Raw genomic sequence first — 20712 nt, 5'->3', positions numbered from 1 at the left:
AGATCCCCCGCCAAAAGCCTGTACAGGACTTTGGCGGGGGATCATTGTATGCAGGAGATTACAGAAAGGCCTGTCCCGACAGGATCACTCTGCCGGATCTCTGGTGGGGTCAACGCCGTAATGCCGGAGCAGGCCGTCCAGATTCTGACAGGACAGGGGCGTGAGGTCGGCCAGACTGTCGGGCAGGGTGCGGTGGGGATGCAGGGTGATGCGCAGCTTTTCCCCGGTTTCTGCATCAAACCAGCAGCAGGAGGGGGCGGCAGCATCCTCCGAGACGCAGTAATACAGTACCTTCCCGGCGGCGTCGTAGTACACCGTGAGGAAGACGGGCTGCTCCACCGAGAGCGGCAGCCGCTTGCAGAAACAGCGGCGCCCGGCATCGTAGTCGTCAGCGGCCAAAATGGCCAGAGCCATGCGGTATCGGAGCAGGCGGCGCTTGTCCTTGGGGCCCACGGCGACCAGACGGTTCAGATCACTGTTATGGCGCAGGTCGGCCAGCTTGACCCGGCGGGCGATGGGATTTCGCCGCAGCTGGACCACGTAATCCAGATAGTGCATGTAGGGGTCCCGGGTCATCAGGCGCAGGGCTTCCAGAACCGGCTGGGGAAAGCCTTCCCGCCGCAGATCCTCAAAGGTATAGTGGGAATCCTCCACCACGTCGTGGAGCAGGGCGGTGCAGACTTCCAGCTCGGTCTCCATCTGTTCCGCCAGATGGAAAGGATGGAATACATAGGGCAGGCCGCCCTTGTCGCACTGATTTTTGTGGGCGTCAAAGCAGATGGCCAGGGCTTTTTTGGTCAGCGGCGTGTACATCAGCCCCACCGGACGCAGAGGCACCATGGGGGGAGTCTGCGGCACTTGCGGAGCCGCGGCATTCTCGGGGACCTCCTGCAAGGCGGAAGGCAACGGCACTTCCTGAACAGACTTCGCCTCCGGGGCAGAGGCTGCGGAGGAAACAGCGTCTTTCTGTGGAGCCGGCAAAGAATTCTCCTGTGCGGCCGGCTCTGCCGTGGGGACAGTCTCCGGCAAGGGAGCCTCCTCGGGAATGCCCGTCGGACGGGCGTCTGATACGGACGCTTCCTCCGACCCGGTTACCCCGTTGGTTTCCTCCGGCAGGGAGGAGACGACTTCTTCCGTGGAATGATCCTCCGTCACGGAAAATTCGGTATCATTGGTTTCCATCGCGGCATCAGCAGAAGCTGCCTCCTCCACAGGGGCTGGCTTTGCCCCGTCAGGTGCAGCTGCCGCAGGGTCATACTCGGCCGAAGCAGGAACCACCGGATCGGCCGGCGTTGGCTTCGGGGCAGGCGGCGCCACGGTTTCCTCCTCGGAGCCCGGAATTTGCCTGAGGGCCTGGGCAAAGGCGGCAGGAAGCTTCCATACAAAGCCGTCCAGCGGGAGAGAAACGTCGCAGGGCAGTTTGTCCGCCTCGGCAATCCAGCGGCAGAGGGAGGGCAGCAGATGGTCTGCCCACCAGACGCCGGAATAACAGGTGGGACTGGTCGGGCCGGAAGTCCCGGACACAGGAATGTCCGCCCGGGAGAGAGAATGCCCGGTCTGCTGTTCAAACAGGGCAAGGAAAGCCGACACGAATTCTCCGGCTGCCATGGGGCCCGGAAGGTTTTTCTCCAAAAGCACGGGCTGCATCTGCTGCCACAGCTCATGGTCCTGCTCGGTGCCGCCCTCCGGGCAGTCCAGGAAGGGGACACCGTGCCGCCGCAGGAAGGGCCCGTTGACGGCAGTAAACAGGCGGTCGGCCATTTTCTCAATGACATCCCGCAGTTCCAGGTGATCCAGGTCAAAGGCCTGTGCCACGGCATCTTCGCCCAGCCAGGCGCCCAGAATGTTGCCGCAGATGGCGCCGGTGGAATCGCTGTCACCTTTGTGGTTGACGGCGGCGCGGATGGCGGCGGCAAAGTCGTTCTGATGCCGCACTGCACAGAACACCGCAATGGCCAGAGCTTCCTCGGCCACCCAGCCCTCGCCCAGCATATGGATGGCGTCCAGATCATCCACCGAGGAATCCTCCGCCAGCTGGACCGCCTTGTCCAGCAGTGCTTTCAGGTCATCCGAGCCGGGACAGAAGACGACTGCTACGGCCTCCTGCAGAAGATAGTCCCGCTGGGGACGGTGCTGCACGATCTCGTAAATGATCTGAGCCAGGGCGCCGGAACTGGCCCATGCCAGGCGATGGCCGTGGGTGAGAGCGGCATCGGCAACCGCCATGTCATATACCGTTTTCAGACCGCCCTTGTCGCTGGAGGAGATCGCCAACCCAAGAGGAGCGGCACGCATAACGGTACCGCAGCCTTTGCTGTTGTTCACAGGCGAGTCCGGAGTTCCGCCGTCAGGGCTGTGACGGATGGCGTCCAGACAGGTATTGCCGGGAGCGCGGCAGGCATGGAGACGCGGGTCTCGGAAAATCCACATTTTGGGCCCGGAAGGGGAATCCATGCGGCTGGTGTCTCCCTGGGTGCCCAGCCATTCCCGGTACGCCAGCCAAAGCGCCGGGCGGAGAGCCAGCTTTTGCCCGCGGCTGTACAGAATGGCATTGGCAGCAAACAGCGTCATCTGGGTATCGTCCGAGATGAGGGCGGGGGTGCCGGCCTGCTCCAGCGTCTGGATGCCGCAGGGCCCATACTTGTCCCAGATGGCTTTCTCTTTGATGAATTCCACCGGATATCCCAGAGCGTCGCCCACGGCACCGCCCAGCAGACAGCCGCGGTAACGCTCCTGCAGGGAATGGTAGGGACCATAGGGAGCACAGGCAGGGGAGGGCGGAACCGCGGCATCTTCCAGAGGCCAGAAATTCCCTGCATTGTCCATTCCCACAGGAAAAGAACAGCGGTCCAGCCATTGCGGCGTGGTCAGCTCCGGCACAGGAGGAGCGCTGCATTTGGCGTCAAACCGTTCCGTGGCCATGCGGTACAGTTTTTCATCCAGGTCAAAGACCACGGTCTGCCAGGCCTTCCAGCTTTCGTCGTTGGGAAGATGCAGCAGAAAGATACCGGTTTTGCCGCCGCAGCTGTGCACACCCAGCACCTTGAAATGCGAGTCTTTGCTGGCAACGTGGAGCCCCCAGTTGGTGCCGTGCTCGAAAGCGGAAAGATTCGCCATGTGGTTGGACAGAATCACATACCGGTGGGTGGTGACCATGCCCATAAACCGGATGCTGGCATCGGTGAAGGCTTTCTCCCGGAGGATGCTCCCGGCGGTATACTTTTCCGTCAGTTGGGGGGAGAGGTTGACATCCCGGACAAACATGGCACAGCCGGGATAGACTTTTTCATACAGTTCCTGATACTTTGAGAGATTGTCCGATGAGACAGTAGAGGTACTCATGGGGGCCTCCTTTTTTAGCGTTGGGATAGGCGGTGGGGAAGAATCCGCCGACTCGCAAACGAGAAATGAAGATGTAAATTTATTATACGGCATAACCGGTTCTCCATCAACAAAAAACGGATATTTCCGGGAATTGCTGAATTTTTAAGGAATTGATGTTATTTGCGGGGCAAATCGGGCGGATTTATAATACAGAAATTCCGGGCGCCTGAAATAGAAAAGGTCTGGAAAAGCGTGCCCCAAAATCCGGAAGAACACTTTGAACGGGGGAAAACGGATTGTGGAAATCAGCGTGGATTTTGCGGCACAAATGTGATATGGTAAGGAGGCAAGCAGGGATAACGGCAGTTCTGAGGGACTCTCGGAGCCCGGAGGAGAAACCGCCCGCCGGGCATCCCGGACAGGAAACCAGGAAAGGACAGGATTGATGTATGAAGCAGGTAAAGATCTACGCGCATCGCGGAGCCAGCGCCTATGCGCCGGAAAATACACTGCCCGCATTTCAGGCAGCCATGGAACAGGGAGCGGACGGCATTGAACTGGATGTCCATCTGAGCCGGGACGGGGAACTGGTGGTCATTCACGATGAAGAACTGGATCGCACCACCAATGGAACCGGTCTGGTAAAAGATCACACCCTGGCTGAGCTGAAAAAACTTTGTGCCGACAATGGTATGTCCGGCTATGGTGATGTCCGTATTCCCACACTGCAGGAGGTGCTGGAACTGGTCAAGCCAAGCGGTATGCTGGTGAATATCGAGCTTAAAACCGGCATTCTGTGGTATGAAGGAATAGAAAAAAAGACGCTGGACCTGGTGGAAAAATTGGGGATGAAAAACCGGACGGTTTATTCTTCTTTCAATCACTACAGTATTGCAGAGGTACAGCGCCTGGCCCCCAAAGCGGAGACCGCCTATCTGTTTGGAGACATTCCCTGTGACGTGGAAAAGTATGCTGCGGCCCACAATGTAAAGGGACTGCATCCGGGGCTGTATAATGTAAAAATGGGCAATCTGCTTCAGGTTTATCTGGACAGCGGTCTGGCCGTGCGCGTCTGGACCGTCAATGGCGAGGAGGATCTGCACTGGCTGATGAAGGAAGGCGCAGATGTGATAACCAATGATCCCCGGCTGGCGCTGGCGGTGCGGGACCGACTGGCAGATGAAATGAAATAATGGTATGGAAAAGACGGAGTCAGGCTTTTTGTGCGGTTCCATAAAAAACAAAGCTGCAAAACTCTATCCGCAAAGCAGCATCCGCCGCCTTGCTGCGGTTCTTGTGCTTTACGGTTTTTGCAGAGCTTTGGTTTTGGTGTGCTGCCGGTGCTTTCCGGCTGTGACTTTTCTCAAGGTGCAAAACAGGAAGGAAAGATGGAAAATACATGCTGCACTGTATGAATCTCCAACCGGAGCCGTTCCGGAAAATAAAGGCAGGGGAAAAGACCATTGAACTTCGGCTCAATGATCCGAAGCGGCAGAAAATTCAGGCGGGAGATCAGATCGAGTTTTTGAATCTGGGGGACGGGCTGCAGAAAATCCGGGTACAGGTGATTGCGGTGCACCGTTTCGCCAGTTTTGCAGAGCTCTATCAGGCACTGCCGCTGCTATCCTGTGGGTACAAGCCCGGGGATAAGCCGGACCCAAAAGATATGGATAGTTACTATTCCCGGGAGGAACAGCAAAAATATGGCGCGGTGGGGATTGAAATGGCACTGATGGATTGAACCGCTGCGGGACCATGCACCGGAGGAAAATCCGGCGGTGTTCCGACCTTGTTAAAAGAACCTCCGGCAAGAAAAGGGCAGAAACATCAAATCCCCGCGCATACCGTTGGAAGGATGCGCGGGGATTTTCAGATGAAAGCTGTGGAAAATGTGGAGCGGTATCCGCTGCCTGTGTTCTGTGCGAAAAAGAGAAACTCAGTGAGAAGAGGAGGCTTCCGCCGCAAATTTATGATGATAGTATTCTCGAAGAATGACCCTTACCCGATATCTGGAATACGAGGTACAGCGGTTCCAAAGAACTGCAATGCAAAAACCGAAAAGCACGATCACTGCCAGGGAAAAGGCCGGGGCCGGATGCAGAGATGCTGTGAAGCGGTAATTTAAAAATTGAATGGCAAGATAAAGCACCATGCAAAAACCAAATCCCACCATTACATTTCGGGTAAGAACATAAATGGCGTTGATACTTTGTTCCCTGGCGTTTAATTTATTTGCCTCCAGATAAATCTTGCATTGCTGGTAAATGTATTCTCCTTTTCGCTTGGCCTCAGGATCCGATTGAGGAAATGTATTGCCGAGAATGGATTGTTTCATGGCGTCCAGATTTGCACTGGAAATATCCACACTAAGCACTTTATCCGGGGCAGAGTCGATCAGGTCCATGGCCTTGTCTCTGAAACGAAAAAACTTTTTATCCATTAAGGAGGCACAGCTCTCTAAAACAAGGCCAACCAGAAAACTGAAAGTTACTGCGCTCAGGGCATTGAGGGATAACGAAGAAAGCTCCGTCTGAAAAATTGCTCTGCTTGCCTCGGAAGATAAAAAAATAGTAGTCAGATAGCAGAAAAGCTGACTTATGATGGCACCGGATAAAAAGGTGCCGAATAAATCATACAGTCCGATTCGATCCAGAGTGGTATCCATCTTTCCACCTCACAAGATAATAGGATATGCCATAAATAGCTTACAAAAAAAGTGCCCCGGCGTCAAATACAGCGCCGGGGTATTTTTTCGTGAACAAGCTTTGATGGACTTGCGGGAGATACTCTCGCCCTGGCTGTCCGGATGCTCGTCCCGCATCCCAAACTCCTGCATGGTACCATACCAGAAGGCCCGCTGGTTGTCCAGAATGAACTGCTCACGGTCGGCGGTCTCCAAGGGGATCAGATTGACGGATGTATGTTGCATAGTTGCCCTCCTAAAGAAAAACGCCCGATCACTACAGCAACTGTAATAACCGAGCTCACTCGACATCTTATCCGACAGGCGGCCTGCAAGCTTCCGCTTACGATCCCCCACACTACGGTGTACTGTCCTCCGATGACAGCACCATCATAGCGTATGGGGAGCGGGATTGCAACATTCCCGCAGAAAAAACATTCTCCCAAATCCAAACATGACAGACAGTTGTCCGGTTGCTATGGTATAATACAGGCAAAAGAACAAAGGGCGGTGATTACCATGAAAATGGATCGGCTGATCGGCATTTTGTCCATCCTTCTTCAGCGGGAACAGGTCACCGCGCCGGAACTGGCGGAGCAGTTCGAAGTGTCCCGCCGTACCATACAACGGGATATTGAAGCCCTCTGCCGGGCAGGCATCCCCATCACCACCGCACAGGGGGCTGGCGGCGGGATCTCCATCATGGAGGGATACCGGGTAGACCGCACGGTGCTCACCGCCCCGGAGATGCAGGCCATTCTGGCGGGGCTGCGCAGTCTGGACAGCGTCAGCGGCACCCGGCGCTATGCTCAGCTCATGGAAAAGCTGTCCGCTGGAAACAGCCCCCTGATATCCGGCGGCACCCACATGCTCATTGATTTGTCCTCGTGGTACAAAAGCAGCCTTGCCCCTAAAATCGAGGCCATACAGAATGCCATGGAGCAGCACCGCCTTGTACATTTCACTTACGACGCGCCCAAGGGCACATCGGTGCGCAGCGTAGAGCCCTATTATCTGGTCTTTCATTGGTCCACATGGTATCTATGGGGCTGGTGTCAAACCCGGCAGGACTTCCGCCTGTTCAAGCTCAACCGCATGACAACCCTTTCTACCGGAGATCCTTTTACACCACGCCCTGCCCCTTTGCCGGATCTGGACCCGGAGCGGATTTGTCTCACACAATATCAGGTGTGCGCGCACTTTGACCCAGCCTGCCGTTGGCGGCTGGTGGAAGAATACGGTGCAGACAGTTTTACCGTACAGCCGGACGGCTCCTTGCTTTTCCGTCGAGGTTTCCCGGACGCGGATAGTGTAATCAGCTGGATTCTCACTTTTGGTGACGGTGCTGAGCTGCTGGAGCCTGCCGAGTTGCGGGAACGGCTGGGGGCTCTTGTCAGGCGGCTGGCCCAGCGCTACGAGAAACGGAGGTAGCTATGGCATCTCATTCTGATTATGTGGAGTATGTGGTGGAACAGCTCCGAGGGGCCGGAAGCGTCCGTGCCCGCAAAATGTTCGGAGAATACGGCCTGTCCTGCGACGGTACCTTCTTCGGCGTCATCTGCGATGACCAGTTGTTTATCAAAATCACGCCTCAAGGGGAAGCAGCCTTTCCCGACCTGCCGAAGGCCCCATCTCATGAAGGTGCCAGCGATTCCTTTGTGATAGAGGACGTGGACGACCCCACCATGGCGGTGGAATTGACCCGCATCACCTGTGAAGCGCTGCGCAAAGCGGCATCCCAAAAGCGGAGGAAATGAAGATGGCTTTTGACTACAAGAAAGAATACAAGGAATTCTATCTGCCGCCCAAAACACCGGGTATCGTTACGGTACCTGCCATGAACTTTCTGGCGGTGCGCGGGCATGGCGATCCCAACGAGGAAAGCGGGGCCTACAAACAGGCTATCGGCCTTTTGTATGCGGTAGCCTACACCATAAAAATGAGCAAGATGGGCAGCCACAAGATGGATGGTTACTTCGACTATGTGGTGCCGCCGTTGGAGGGCCTGTGGTGGCAGGAAGGTGTCCATGGTGTGGACTACACTCACAAAGAGGACTTTTGCTGGATTTCTCTGATCCGTCTGCCGGACTTCGTCACCAAGGCGGAGTTTGACTGGGCCGTGCAGGAAGCCTCCCGCAAAAAGAAACTGGACTGCTCCCCGGTGGAGTTCTTCACCTGGGAGGAAGGTCCGTGCGTTCAGTGTATGCACATCGGCCCCTACGATGCCGAGCCTGCCACGGTAGCTGCTATGGCGGAATATGCCAAAGCGCACGGTTACACGGCGGACTTTGGTGAAAACCGATTCCACCACGAGATCTACCTGAGCGATGTGCGCCGCTGCAAACCGGAAAGCCTGAAAACCGTGGTGCGCCACCCGGTTCGAAAGGAAAAAGCTTTGCCAACAGATTGATATGGGAGGTATTCACATGGCAATATTATATCTTTCTGACATTCTAAAAAAGGTTGGGTTGGAGCCTTCCAGTGTGTATCTGCTTCGCCATTCTTTCTCTCTCCAAGATTTTAGAGAGTGTTATGAAAAAGGGATGGTTTTGGATTATACCCGCCAGCAGGACAAAGATTTTGGCCGTGGATATGATTACTGGTGTGTGTTTATCAGCGAAAGAGGAACACTGGCAAGACTGTTTGGGTGTTATAAGGTGTGCGGTTCAGTTCCAGACACGCTGGATGTAATGCCAGATGGATTTCCAAACCCAGAACACTTTCAAGGCAACCGTGCCTTTTTTGATTTGGAACACATTGACCTTTTGGAAGAATACGAAAACCGTCTTGTCATTGATTGGGGCAATTCTACAAGGCAATGGAAACAGAAAGGCTCCAACGAAAAACCGGTCAGTTATATCCTCCCCAATGAAAAGCAGGAATTTCCGGGCTATGAGTCTCTGGTATTGTCTTACGGAAAGCTAAAAAGCGTAATAGATGATCCCGTCGCCTATGAGACATGGCGTGCCGCCTTATCCTCGATTTATGCAGTTTATCTTATTGTAGATCGCGAGAGCGGTATGCAGTATGTCGGTTCCGCATATGGAACCGATGGTTTGTGGGGGCGCTGGTCCCAATATGTACACACACAGCACGGTGGCAACAAGGAGTTAATAAAACTGCTGGATGAATATCCGACTCGGTACCATCAATTCCAATTTTCCATTTTACAGGTATTGCCCAAGTCTGCATCCGAAAAAGAAGTCCTGGACGCAGAAAAACTGTATAAACGTAAGTTGCTGACAAAAGAGTATGGACTAAATGACAACTAATAAGGAATTACGCTTATGAAAGGCTTCACACGGGAACATACCGAGTTCAGCCTGTGCGGTCTGAACTGTCTGCTCTGCCCCATGCAGGTAGGCGGTTACTGTCCTGGTTGCGGCGGTGGACCGGGCAACCAGAGTTGCACTATTGCCCGGTGTTCAACGGACAAGGGCGGGTATGCCTTTTGCAGTCAGTGTCCCACTTACCCCTGTGCCCGGTATGACGAGTTTGATGCGGCTGATTCCTTTGTGCCTCACAGCCGCCGTGCCGCCGACCTGAACTGCGCCCGGGAATTGGGGCTGGATGCCTACATAGACGAACTGCGGGCCAAGCGGGTAATTCTGGATAAGTTGCTGGCCGACTATAACGATGGCCGCCGCAAAACCTTCTACTGCGCGGCGGTGTACCTGTTGCCGTTGGAAGATCTGAAAAACGTTGTGGCCAAGCTGGAGGAACAGCCGGAATGTTCCGTCAAAGAGAGGGCCGCGGCCGCCGTGAAGCTGCTGCAAGGGGCAGCTGATGGCCACGGTGTCTGTCTGAAACTAAACAAGAAAAAGTGAGTGGCTTGTACCGCTGCACAACCGGGAGGTGAACCCTTTGATCATCAGCGCCAGCAGGCGGACTGATATTCCCGCCTATTATCCCGATTGGTTTTACAACCGTATCCGGGAGGGCTATGTCTGCGTCCGCAACCCCATGAACTTCCATCGTGTCAGCCGCATTTCCTTGTCGCCGGATGTGGTGGACGGCATCGTTTTCTGGACCAAAAATCCGCTGCCGCTGATGCCCCGACTGGCGGAACTGCGGGAATATCCCTTCTACTTCCAGTTCACCCTGACCCCTTACGGAACCGATGTGGAACCGGGTGTGCCCAGCAAAAACGACGTGATCCTGCCTGCCTTTCAGAAACTTTCCCACAGGATCGGCCCCGAACGGGTGATCTGGCGGTATGACCCTATTTTGTTCACCGACCGCTATACAATGGACTACCACATTACCTTTTTCAGCCAGTTGGCCCGACGGCTGGAGGGCTATACCCGTAAGTGCATCATCAGCTTTGTGGACCTCTACCGCAGCACCCAGACCAACATGCAAGGTTTAGGCTTTGCTCCGCTAACGGAAAAGGAAATCGTGGAACTGGCCCAACGGTTGGCCGATATTGCAGGCAAACATCACCTTGTGCTGGAAACCTGTGCAGAACAAATAGACTTATCACCATACGGCATTGTCCACGGCCACTGCATTGACCGAAACTTGCTGGAACAGATTGCCGAGTGCCGTCTTACATTGGAGAAAGACAAAAACCAGCGCCCGGAATGCGGCTGCATGGCCAGCATCGACATTGGTATGTATGACACCTGCCGTCACGGTTGCAGGTATTGTTATGCGATGCACAGCTTGAAAACTGTTGCGCGCAATACGGAAGCGCACGATCCGAACTCGCCATTGCTCTGCGGGCAGATTTTGCCGAAGGATGTGGTGAAAGAACGAGCGGCAAAGTCCTGCAAGGAGGAACAGTTGCGGTTTTATTGATTTCTGGGTAACTAAAAGACTTCCCCGGAGAGTGTATTTTACTCTCCGGGGAATGTTTTTGTAAATTTTTTCTGAAAGATAGGCATGGGGACAATCGTCAGGAATCCTCGAATCTTGACGTGGTTTCTGCCGCGTGTTACGATGCGAAAAAGGCGTAAAGATATACGCCTTTTTCGCATTTTTACGACATTTTATCGCCAAATTACGACAATTATCGAGGACTTTTTCATGCCGACCAATTTTATCTTTCGCTTTGAGAAAGCGAATCTTTTCATTCCGTTCCAGATGCCCAACAAAAGGCAGCGGCAGGCAGCCGTAAACCGGCAAACCACACCGGAAGATGCCAGACGATCTTCCGTAATTGCGCGTATGGAGAAAATCAAAGACCAGCTGCAAATCCCGGAGTATGTGGAGCAAAACCAGCCCCGAGTATGGCTGGAAGAATCCTACGATTTGGGAGATCTGGTCTTTGCTGTGCTGGACATTCCCTGGAAGGCTTTCTACGAGAAAGCCCAGAGCCTTCTGGAACAATACAAGGACTACGAAATGACCATCCGCACAGACCTTCTCACGCAGATAGATTGGCGACATTATCAACCGCCGCAGCCGGAGAAGGAATCCCACGAGCCGTCGTTCAAGAAATGGTTTCCGCTGAATCTGTTTACCCGTCCGATCAAGAAACCCTCTGCGCAGGAGCCTCCTGCAGCAACAGAAGGGACATCAAACCGCACTCCCCGAACGATTGCTCAGGGATTGGCCGCTCCGGAACAAACAGCTTATTGTCAGGTGGCTCAGCTGTATGACGATGTGAAGCATGCTTTAACGGATTATCCGGCTATGGCCACCTTGTTGGCTCACTATTGCACCAACGCCGCATCGGATTACTATCTGCAAGCCATTAAAACGCTGGACATGACAAGGCTGACCGATCTTGACCGCAGTATCATGGAACGAAACGGCTTTTTATCCCGGACCAGCACCGGCAGTTCGGTGATGCCCAGAGCCTCGCAGGCGGCCTTGCGGCGGTGTCCGCTGACAATCTCGTAGCGGCCATCCCCACGGGGGCGGACCAGCAGCGGTGAGAGAACACCGTACTTCCGGATGCTTTCCTTCAGTTGTTCCATTTCCTCACCGCTGGCCACCCGGAAGGGATGTCCCTGAAAGGGTTCCAGCAGACTGGCTGAAAGAGCGATTACTTTTTCAGCCGGTGGGTTTTGGACTTGGTTTTCTACCATGACAATACGCTTCCTTTCTTGGTAAAAATAAGGCTTGCAAGAGGCGTTTTGTGCCCAAAAATGTATACGAAAAACCGGGTACATTTTCAGAAAATCCAGATTTTCCGGGCCCAAAATCGCCTTTTGAACAAAAAGTAGGCATAAAAAATCCCCCTGCAACTGAAATCAGTAGCAGGGGGATTGGCGTATTACAGGTAGATCTCCAAGTCGATATCACGCCATCGGCTTGGCTTTATCACGCTGTTATGCGCTTTTTGGAATGCTTGCGCATCCTCTAAGCTGAGCGTGAGCTCCAAGAGTCCAACGGTTTTACTTGCGAGGATTCTTGATTGCTGCCTGTGCAGCAGCCAGGCGAGCGATAGGCACACGGTAGGGAGAGCAGGAGACGTAGTCCAGACCAACATTATGGCAGAACTCGACGCTGCTGGGATCGCCGCCGTGCTCGCCGCAGATGCCCAGACCCAGGTTGGGGTTGGTCTCGCGGCCATCATGAGCAGCCATCTTGATCAGCTTGCCGACACCGACCTGATCCAGGTGCTGGAACGGATCGCTCTCGTAGATCTTGTTGTCGTAGTAAGCGGTCAGGAACTTGGCAGCATCGTCACGGCTGAAGCCGAAGGTCATCTGGGTCAGGTCGTTGGTGCCGAAGCTGAAGAAGTCAGCTTCCTTGGCAATCTCGCCAGCGGTCAGAGCAGCACGAGGAATCTCGATCATGGTGCCGACCTGGTACTTCATGTCAACGCCAGCCTCAGCAATGAGCTTGTCGGCGGTCTTGACGACGACATCCTTGACGTACTTGAGCTCCTTGACCTCGCCCACCAGAGGAATCATGATGTGCGGGGTGATCATCTTGCCGGTCTCAGCAGAAACCTTCAGAGCGGCCTTGATGACGGCATTGGTCTGCATCTCGGCGATCTCGGGGTAGGTGACGCACAGACGGCAGCCACGATGACCCATCATGGGGTTGAACTCGTGCAGGCTGACAACCACGTTGGTCAGCTCTTCAGCGGTCATGCCCATGTCGGCAGCCAGCTCAGCGATGTCCTCAGCCTTGGTGGGCAGGAACTCGTGGAGAGGCGGATCCAGGTAACGGATGGTCATGGGACGATCGCCCATGATCTTGTACATAGCGGTGAAGTCAGCCTCCTGGAAGGGCTCAACCTTGGCCAGAGCAGCCTTGCGGGCCTCCACAGTACGGGCGCAGATCATCTCGCGGACGGCCTTGATGCGGTCCTCAGCGAAGAACATATGCTCGGTACGGCACAGACCGATGCCCTCAGCACCCATATCGACAGCGTTCTGAGCGTCGGTCGGGTTGTCGGCGTTGGTCAGAACCTTCAGCTGGCGAGCCTCGTCAGCCCAGCCCATGAAGCGCTTGAAGTTGGTGTTCTCGGTGGAAGCAACGGTAGCGATCTGGCCCTCGTAGATGTTGCCGGTGGAGCCGTCGATGCTGATCCAGTCGCCCTCATGGAAGACATGGCCGTTGACGGTGATGACCTTGGCATCGTAGTCGATGGTGACATCGTTGTCGTTGCCGCAGCCGGAGACGCAGCAGGTGCCCATGCCGCGGGCGACGACAGCAGCGTGGCTGGTCATGCCGCCGCGGACGGTCAGGATGCCCTGAGAAACCTGCATGCCGACGATATCCTCGGGGCTGGTCTCAAGACGAACCAGGACGACTTTCTTCCACTCGGCGTCCTTGACCTTCTCCTCAGCATCCTCAGCGCTGAAGACGACACGGCCGCAGGCAGATCCCGGAGAAGCAGCCAGGCCCTTGCCGATAGCCTCGGCAGCCTTCAGGGCAGCAGCGTCGAACTGGGGATGCAGCAGGGTGTCGAGCTGCTTGGGCTCAACGCGCAGGACAGCCTCACGCTCGGTGATGACGCCCTCGTCCACCAGGTCGCAGGCGATCTGCAGAGCAGCCTGGGCGGTACGCTTGCCGTTACGGGTCTGCAGCATGAAGAGCTTGCCATCCTCGATGGTGAACTCCATATCCTGCATGTCGCGGTAGTAAGCTTCGAGGCGGCCGGCGATCTCGACGAACTGGTCGTAGACCTCGGGCATCTCCTCATGCAGCTTGCTGATGGGGGAGGGAGTACGGATGCCGGCGACAACGTCTTCGCCCTGAGCATTGATCAGGTACTCGCCCATCAGCTTCTTCTCGCCGGTGGCGGGGTTACGGGTGAAAGCAACGCCGGTGCCGGAACGCATGCCGGAGTTACCGAACGCCATCTGCTGAACGTTGACAGCAGTGCCCCACTCGTAGGGGATCTCATTCATCTTACGATAAACGTTGGCGCGGGGGTTGTCCCAGGAGCGGAAAACGGCCTTGACAGCGCCGATCAGCTGCTCTTTGGGATCCTGGGGGAACTCGCTGCCCTGCTTCTCCAGGTAGATGGCCTTGAACTCGGCGACGAGCTCTTTCAGGTCGTCAGCATCCAGCTCGACGTCCTGCTTGACGCCCTTGCGCTCCTTCATGGCGTCGATGCGCTCTTCGAAGAAGCTCTTGCCCAGCTCCATGACGACATCGGAGTACATCTGGATGAAGCGGCGGTAGCAGTCATAAGCAAAGCGGGGGTTGCTGGTCTTCTTGGCCAGGCCCTCAACAGCCTGATCGTTCAGGCCCAGGTTGAGGATGGTGTCCATCATGCCGGGCATGGACTGACGTGCACCGGAACGGACCGAGACGAGCAGGGGGTTGTCGATATCACCGAACTTCTTGCCGGTCTGCTCCTCCAGGATGCCCATGTACTTGAAGATGTCGGCCTTGATCTCTTCGTTGATCTCGCGGCCGTCAGCGTAGTACTGGGTGCAGGCCTCAGTGGTGATGGTGAAGCCCTGGGGCACCGGCATGCCGGCATGGGTCATTTCGGCCAGGCCGGCACCCTTGCCGCCAAGGATGTTCTTCATGCTGGTCTGATCGCCGCCAAAGGCGTCATGACCTTCCTTGAACAGGTACAGGTACTTTTTGCTCATAGTTACCTCCATACAAATACGGTTTCTTCCCGGTGTGCCGTGCACACCCGCGTCGCATAGTTACATGTTCGGCAGAATCCATTATAACAGACTCTTGCAAGAATTTCCAGCATATTGTTAAAAAAATGAGCAATGATTTGACCAAAAAGTGCCGATTTTTTACAGCGTCAGGCTTGCAATTTGCATAAAAAATGCTAAAATTATAATGGGTATAAAGTTGAGTTCATAACATTGGCCGGGAAGGTGTGCCGCAAAAAGCGGCACACCCTGCTTTTGTTTGCCATGGAAATCTGCTATAATACGCACGGTACAAGGCTGCCCGCCGGGCAGCCCCGAAACGCCCGCAAGGGCAGGGAGGCTATAATAAGGTATGGAAAACATGACTGCTCGCCAGCGCTTTGAAGCGGCACAGCGCCAATATGCCGAAACCTTTGAAAAACACCTGGACAACGGTGTGGAGTTTGTCAGCCGTGACGTTTACATTGATCCCGAGGTGGAGATCGCCCCCGGTGCGGTGATCCTGCCCGGGTGCATCCTGCGGGGCAAGACCAGGATTGCCGCGGGCTGCGTCATCGGCCCCAACACTCTGCTGGAAAATACCACGGTGGGGGAGGGCTCCACCGTCAACGCCAGCCAGTGCTATGACAGCTGCCTGGGCAAAAACAACCGCATCGGACCCTTCACCCATGTGCGGCCCGGCACCGTCACCCAGGAGGGCGTTCACCTGGGGGCCTACGTGGAAACCAAGAACGTCAATTTTGCCGAGGGCAACACCGTCAGCCACCTGACCTACATCGGCGATGCCGACGTGGGCAAGTACTGCAACTTCGGATGCGGTACCGTCACCTGCAACTACGACGGCGAGGGCAAGTTCCGCACCACCATCGGCGACTATGCCTTCATCGGCTGCAACACCAACCTGGTGGCCCCGGTCAAGGTCGGGGACCACGCCTACACCGCCGCCGGCTCCACCATCGGCCATGATGTGCCCGCCGGCGCGCTGGGCATCGAGCGGGGCAAGCAGGCCGCCATCGAAGGCTGGGGCGAGAAAAAGCTCCAGAAGTACATCGCCAAAAAGCAGAAGCTGGAGGCCGAAAAGAAGGGCTGAGCCTTGCCCCGGCCGGATACTGTATAAAAAGAAAGGAATCCCGATGAATCTGATCGGCAATATTTTATGGTGCCTGCTGGGAGGCCTGGTCAGCGCGCTGAGCTGGTTTTTTGCAGGGCTTTTGTGGTGCATCACCATTGTGGGCATCCCGGTGGGGCTGCAGTGCTTCAAGTTTGCTTCCCTCAGCCTGTTTCCCTTCGGCAAGGAAGTGGTGTATGGCGGAGGGGCCGGCTCGCTGCTGCTCAACATCATCTGGCTGCTCGTTACCGGTTTGCCTTTGGCGGTGGCTCACGCCCTGTGGGGCTGTGTGCTTTGCATCACCATCATCGGCATTCCCTTCGGACGGCAGTTTTTCAAGATCGCCCGTCTGGCGCTGACGCCTTTCGGCAGCCGGGTGGTGGAAGCTTACTGAACACGGCTTTATCATATCCAAAAGGAGAATCCCGCAGTTTTATGTCATTTTTCAGCAGCACATCGGGGGCGGACTGGCTCATTGCCGGTCTGGGCAACCCCGAACCCAAATATGACGGCACCCGCCACAACACCGGCTTTGTGGCTCTGGACTACCTGGCCCGGCGCTGGAATGTGAGCGTGACCAAGTCCAAGTGGCAGGGCCTCTACGGCATTGCAGAGATCGATGGCCACAAGGTGGTCCTGCTCAAGCCCCTGACCTATATGAACCTCTCGGGCCAGAGCATTGCCCCGACGGCTAATTTCTACAAGATCAAACCCGACCACGTCATCGTCCTGTGCGACGACATCGCCCAGAAGCCTGCCCACGTCCGCATTCGGCCTTCCGGCTCGGCGGGGGGACACAACGGCCTCAAAAGCATTATTGCCTCCCTGGGCACCGACGGCTTTTACCGGGTGCGCATCGGGGTAGGGGAGAAACCTAACCCCCAGTACGACCTGGCGGCATGGGTGCTGGGCAAGTTCCCGCCCGAGGACGCCAAGGCCATCGCCGACCGCCTGCCCGATATTGAGGGCGCCTGCCGCCTGCTCATGGACGGCAAGCTGGCGGAGGCCCAGAACAAGTACAACCACTGAGACGGATACGGGAGCCGCAATTCCCGGAAAGGGAGCATCATGTTCTCGCAACTCTTTGGCACCACAAGTGAATACCAACGTCTGGCCGGCGCGCTGGGGACTCCCGGTGCGGCGGCCCTCTTCGGGCTGCCCGGCGCCGGACGTGCCCAGATGTACGCGGCCCTGCAGAAGGCGCTGAACCGTCCCCTCTGCATCGTCACCCCCGGCGAGGCGGAAGCCACCCGATTTGCCGCCGACCTGAACACGCTGGGTATTGCGGCGGCGGTGTTTCCGGCCCGGGACTACGTCCTGCGGCCCATCGAGAGCACGGCCCGGGAGTACGAGTACCGCCGTCTGGGCGTATTGGGCGACCTGGTGGGGGGACGGCTGGCTGCGGTCTGCGTCCCCTGCGAGGGCCTGACCCAGTACACCATGCCCCGGGCGGAATTCTGCGCCAACACCCGCACCATCCGCCCTGGGGATGTCCTGCCCCGGGAGGAGCTGACCGCTGCCCTGTACGGGGCGGGCTATACCCGGCGGGACCGGGTGGACGGCCCGGGTCAGTTTTCGGTGCGCGGCGATATTGTGGACATCTTCGCCCCCGACATGAAAGCCCCCGCCCGCATCGAGTACTGGGACGACGAGATCGACAGCCTGCACAGCTTTGACCTGGCCACCCAGCGCCGGGAGGACAGCCTGGAAAAGCTCTACCTCAGCCCGGCCCGGGAGGTGCTGTTCGGCGCGCCCGCCGACGCGGCGGCGCTGCTGCGCAAGGCGCTGTCCCACCGCCGGGGCAAAAAAAAGACCGCCATGGCCGCCTGCATGGAGCAGGATCTGGCCATGATGGACGGCGGTGCCCTGCCCGAAGCCATGGACAAATACCTGGGCATCCGCTACCCCGAGCCCGCCACCCTGCTGGACTATTTTGACCAGCCCATCCTGATCCTGGAGGAGCCCGCCTCCCTCCATGAGGCGGAGCGGGCCAACCAGTTCCGCCGGGAGGAGGAGACCAAGAGCCTGTACGAGGACGGCGTCCTCTGCGACGGGCTGGATGTGCTCTATGCCGAACCGGCCTGGCTCTGGGCCCAGGCGGAACACTATCCCACTCTCTGCGCGGAAAATTTTGCCCGCAGTATGCCGGATATCCGCCTCAAGGAGATCATCAACGCTCCCGCCCACACCCTGCCCGCCTGGAGCGGGGAGGTGGCCTCCCTGGCCGACGATGACCTGGGGCCGCTGTGCCGCCAGGGCTACGCGGTCACTGTGCTGGCCGGCACCGAGCGCGCTGCCAAAGGCCTGGCCCGGGACCTGCGGGACCGGGGCCTCAACACCACCGAGTCCCCCGACGCCACGCCGGTGCCGGGGCTGGTGCAGGTGCTGCCGGGGCATCTCTCCTCCGGCTGCGAGTATCCCTTTGCCAAGTATGCTGTCATCACCGGGCGGGCCTTCGGGGAGTCGTCTGCCTCCAAGCAGAAGAAGGCGCGCAAAAGCCGGGACGCCCTGGCCAGCCTGACCGACATCACCCCCGGGGATCTGGTGGTCCACCAGAACCACGGCATCGGGCGCTACGCGGGTATCCGCCGCATGGAGGTGCAGGGCGTTACCAAGGACTACCTGCGCATCGAGTACGACAAGAAGGACGTGCTCTATGTGCCGGTCACCCAGCTGGACCTGCTCTCCCGCTACACCGCTCCCGGTGACAGCGAGAAGGTCAAGCTCAGCCGTCTGGGCGGCGCCGAGTGGACCAAGACCCGCAAAAAGGTCCGGGCCGCCACCGAGCAGATGGCAAAAGAGCTTATCGAGCTCTATGCCCGGCGGCGTCAGGCCAAGGGCTATGCCTTCCCCCCCGACGACACCTGGCAGACCGAGTTCGAGCAGCGCTTTGCCTATGAGGAGACCCCCGACCAGCTGACCTGCACCGCCGATATCAAGCACGACATGGAACAGCAATGGCCCATGGACCGGCTGCTCTGCGGCGACGTGGGCGTGGGCAAGACCGAGGTGGCCCTGCGGGCGGCCTTCAAGTGCGTCATGGGGGGCAAGCAGTGCGCCATTCTGGCCCCCACCACCATTCTGGCCTGGCAGCATTTCAATACCGCCATTTCCCGCATGGAGGCGTTTCCCATCCGCATCGGCCTGCTCAGCCGCTACCGCAGCGCCAAGGAGCAGAAGGAGACCATCCGCGGCCTGAAGGACGGCACGGTGGACATTGTGGTGGGCACCCACCGCCTGCTCTCCAGCGATGTCAAGTTCAAGGACCTGGGCCTGGTCATCATTGACGAGGAACAGCGCTTCGGCGTCAAGCACAAGGAAAAACTCAAGGAGAACTTCATCGGGGTGGATATGCTGACCCTGTCGGCCACCCCCATTCCCCGCACCCTCAATATGGCGCTGTCCGGCATCCGGGACATGTCCACCATCGAGATGCCCCCCACCGAGCGCCGCCCGGTGGAGACCTACGTTATGGAATATGACGAGGGTATCATCGGGGAGGCCATCAAGAAGGAGCTGGCCCGTGGCGGGCAGGTCTACTATCTGCACAACCGGGTGGAGACCATCGAGGAGTGCGCCGCCCGCGTGGGCAAAATGGCCCCAGGCGCCCGGGTGGGCATCGCCCACGGCAAGATGACGGAGGAGCAGATCTCTTCGGTGTGGCAGCAGCTGCTGGACGCCGAGATCGACGTGCTGGTCTGCACCACCCTCATCGAGACCGGCGTGGACGTGCGCAACTGCAATACGCTGATCATTGAAAACGCCGACCGCATGGGTCTGTCCCAGCTCTACCAGATCCGCGGCCGGGTGGGGCGTTCCAGCCGCAAGGCCTACGCCTACTTTACCTTCCAGCGGGACAAGGTGCTGACGGAGATTGCCTCCAAGCGCCTGTCCGCCATCCGGGAGTTCACGGCCTTTGGCTCCGGTTTCCGCATCGCCATGCGGGACCTGCAGATCCGGGGTGCAGGCAATCTGCTGGGCCACAGCCAGCACGGCCACATGGAGGCGGTGGGCTATGAGCTCTACGTCAAGATGCTGGGCCAGGCCATTGCGGCGGCCAAGGGCGAACCGCCTGCCCCCGACAAGAGCGACTGCCTCATCGACATTACGGCGGACGCCTACCTGCCCGAGCGCTATATTCCCGACGCAGCGGGCCGCATCGAGGCCTACAAGCGCATTGCCGCCATCCAGACCGCAGACGACGCCACCGATGTGCTGGATGAGCTCATCGACCGTTACGGCGATCCGCCCCGCAGCGTGCAGGGCCTGGTGGACATCTCCCTCATCCGGGTCACAGCGGCCCGGGCAGGGGTGGCCGAAATCGCCCAGAAGGGCGACAAGCTGCTCCTTTACTCCGATGTCATCGGACCCAAGCAGTTGGGCGCTCTGTCCGAGAACATGCCCGGCCGGGTACTGTATAACGGCCTGGGCCGACCCTGCATCATGCTGCACGTGGCCAAAGGGGAGGACCCGGTGGTCATTCTGCGGGATGCGGTGGCGCTGCTGCCCGGTGCCAAAGGGGAGGGCGCCTGAAAACAGGAGGGCCTGCCACACAATTTACACATCCC

At 57.5% G+C, this 20712-nt stretch carries 19 protein-coding genes; 14 read left to right on the top strand and 5 right to left on the bottom strand.

Translation table 11 applies throughout. From position 1 onward, the window contains the following. Positions 1 to 84 precede the first annotated feature (84 nt). Positions 85 to 3342 (bottom strand): ADP-ribosylglycohydrolase family protein, encoded by a 3258-nt coding sequence (locus INF35_RS10665; RefSeq protein WP_193502301.1) that lies wholly within the window; start codon positions 3340 to 3342, stop codon positions 85 to 87. Between the two features lie 431 nt (positions 3343 to 3773). On the opposite strand from INF35_RS10665, the gene INF35_RS10660 reads away from it, so the two are divergent. From INF35_RS10660 to INF35_RS10650, 3 genes are read left to right on the top strand one after another with little or no spacing between them, the layout of a single operon-like run. Beyond that, on the top strand, positions 3774 to 4517 hold the full coding sequence (locus INF35_RS10660) for a glycerophosphodiester phosphodiesterase (protein WP_193502299.1): 744 nt from the start codon (positions 3774 to 3776) through the stop codon (positions 4515 to 4517). A 4-nt stretch (positions 4518 to 4521) separates the two neighbouring features. Then, a complete protein-coding gene (locus tag INF35_RS10655) occupies positions 4522 to 4791 on the top strand; it encodes a hypothetical protein (RefSeq protein WP_193503021.1) in 270 nt (89 codons plus the stop codon). Further along, positions 4724 to 5065 carry an ASCH domain-containing protein gene (locus INF35_RS10650; protein WP_193502297.1) on the top strand — a complete coding sequence of 114 codons (342 nt, stop codon included), beginning with the start codon at positions 4724 to 4726 and terminating at the stop codon, positions 5063 to 5065. The genes INF35_RS10655 and INF35_RS10650 overlap by 68 nt, the downstream gene beginning before the upstream one ends. A gap of 195 nt (positions 5066 to 5260) precedes the next feature. On the opposite strand, the gene INF35_RS10645 is transcribed toward INF35_RS10650, so the two are convergent. Further along, positions 5261 to 5989, bottom strand: a complete 729-nt coding sequence (locus tag INF35_RS10645) for a hypothetical protein (RefSeq protein ID WP_193502295.1) — start codon at positions 5987 to 5989, stop codon at positions 5261 to 5263. 9 nt (positions 5990 to 5998) lie between these two features. Continuing rightward, positions 5999 to 6253, bottom strand: coding sequence for a hypothetical protein (locus tag INF35_RS10640; protein WP_193502293.1), 255 nt, complete (start codon positions 6251 to 6253; stop codon positions 5999 to 6001). 273 nt (positions 6254 to 6526) lie between these two features. Here INF35_RS10640 and INF35_RS10635 point away from each other — a divergent pair, with 273 nt between their 5' ends. From INF35_RS10635 to INF35_RS10610, 6 genes are read left to right on the top strand one after another with little or no spacing between them, the layout of a single operon-like run. Then, positions 6527 to 7438 (top strand): helix-turn-helix transcriptional regulator, encoded by a 912-nt coding sequence (locus INF35_RS10635; RefSeq protein WP_193502291.1) that lies wholly within the window; start codon positions 6527 to 6529, stop codon positions 7436 to 7438. Positions 7439 to 7440: 2 nt separating this feature from the next. Continuing rightward, on the top strand, positions 7441 to 7764 hold the full coding sequence (locus INF35_RS10630) for a TfoX/Sxy family protein (protein ID WP_193502289.1): 324 nt from the start codon (positions 7441 to 7443) through the stop codon (positions 7762 to 7764). A 2-nt stretch (positions 7765 to 7766) separates the two neighbouring features. Then, the gene (locus tag INF35_RS10625; protein ID WP_193502287.1) at positions 7767 to 8417 is read left to right on the top strand and encodes a GyrI-like domain-containing protein; all 651 of its coding nucleotides are present in this window, start codon (positions 7767 to 7769) and stop codon (positions 8415 to 8417) included. 16 nt (positions 8418 to 8433) lie between these two features. After that, complete coding sequence (locus tag INF35_RS10620; protein ID WP_193502285.1) at positions 8434 to 9279, top strand: GIY-YIG nuclease family protein; 846 nt, start codon at positions 8434 to 8436, stop codon at positions 9277 to 9279. Positions 9280 to 9294: 15 nt separating this feature from the next. Beyond that, complete coding sequence (locus tag INF35_RS10615; protein ID WP_193502283.1) at positions 9295 to 9834, top strand: DUF3795 domain-containing protein; 540 nt, start codon at positions 9295 to 9297, stop codon at positions 9832 to 9834. A 28-nt stretch (positions 9835 to 9862) separates the two neighbouring features. Further along, on the top strand, positions 9863 to 10807 hold the full coding sequence (locus INF35_RS10610; RefSeq protein ID WP_193502281.1) for a DUF1848 domain-containing protein: 945 nt from the start codon (positions 9863 to 9865) through the stop codon (positions 10805 to 10807). 884 nt (positions 10808 to 11691) lie between these two features. Here INF35_RS10610 and INF35_RS14135 read toward each other — a convergent pair. After that, the gene (locus INF35_RS14135; RefSeq protein ID WP_193502280.1) at positions 11692 to 12042 is read right to left on the bottom strand and encodes a ParB/RepB/Spo0J family partition protein; all 351 of its coding nucleotides are present in this window, start codon (positions 12040 to 12042) and stop codon (positions 11692 to 11694) included. 50 nt (positions 12043 to 12092) lie between these two features. On the opposite strand from INF35_RS14135, the gene INF35_RS10600 reads away from it, so the two are divergent. Then, positions 12093 to 12320 (top strand): hypothetical protein, encoded by a 228-nt coding sequence (locus tag INF35_RS10600; protein ID WP_193502279.1) that lies wholly within the window; start codon positions 12093 to 12095, stop codon positions 12318 to 12320. A gap of 31 nt (positions 12321 to 12351) precedes the next feature. Here INF35_RS10600 and ppdK read toward each other — a convergent pair whose 3' ends face one another. After that, positions 12352 to 15018: a pyruvate, phosphate dikinase gene (gene ppdK, locus INF35_RS10595; protein ID WP_193502278.1), complete on the bottom strand. Its 2667-nt coding sequence runs from the start codon at positions 15016 to 15018 to the stop codon at positions 12352 to 12354. A 370-nt stretch (positions 15019 to 15388) separates the two neighbouring features. On the opposite strand from ppdK, the gene INF35_RS10590 reads away from it, so the two are divergent. Genes INF35_RS10590 through mfd form a run of 4 tightly spaced genes read left to right on the top strand, consistent with a single transcriptional unit; the run spans position 15389 to position 20677 of the window. Continuing rightward, positions 15389 to 16126 carry a UDP-N-acetylglucosamine diphosphorylase gene (locus INF35_RS10590; protein WP_193502277.1) on the top strand — a complete coding sequence of 246 codons (738 nt, stop codon included), beginning with the start codon at positions 15389 to 15391 and terminating at the stop codon, positions 16124 to 16126. A 43-nt stretch (positions 16127 to 16169) separates the two neighbouring features. Then, complete coding sequence (locus INF35_RS10585; RefSeq protein WP_193502276.1) at positions 16170 to 16538, top strand: YccF domain-containing protein; 369 nt, start codon at positions 16170 to 16172, stop codon at positions 16536 to 16538. A 41-nt stretch (positions 16539 to 16579) separates the two neighbouring features. Continuing rightward, a complete protein-coding gene (pth, locus tag INF35_RS10580) occupies positions 16580 to 17173 on the top strand; it encodes an aminoacyl-tRNA hydrolase (RefSeq protein ID WP_193502275.1) in 594 nt (197 codons plus the stop codon). A 39-nt stretch (positions 17174 to 17212) separates the two neighbouring features. Further along, complete coding sequence (mfd, locus tag INF35_RS10575; RefSeq protein WP_193502273.1) at positions 17213 to 20677, top strand: transcription-repair coupling factor; 3465 nt, start codon at positions 17213 to 17215, stop codon at positions 20675 to 20677. The last annotated feature ends 35 nt before the right edge of the window (positions 20678 to 20712 follow it).

The sequence above is a fragment of the Gemmiger gallinarum genome (genome assembly GCF_014982805.1).
In the GTDB taxonomy this organism is placed as follows: Bacteria; Bacillota; Clostridia; order Oscillospirales; family Ruminococcaceae; genus Gemmiger; species Gemmiger gallinarum.
This window is presented reverse-complemented; position numbering and strand designations above follow the sequence as displayed.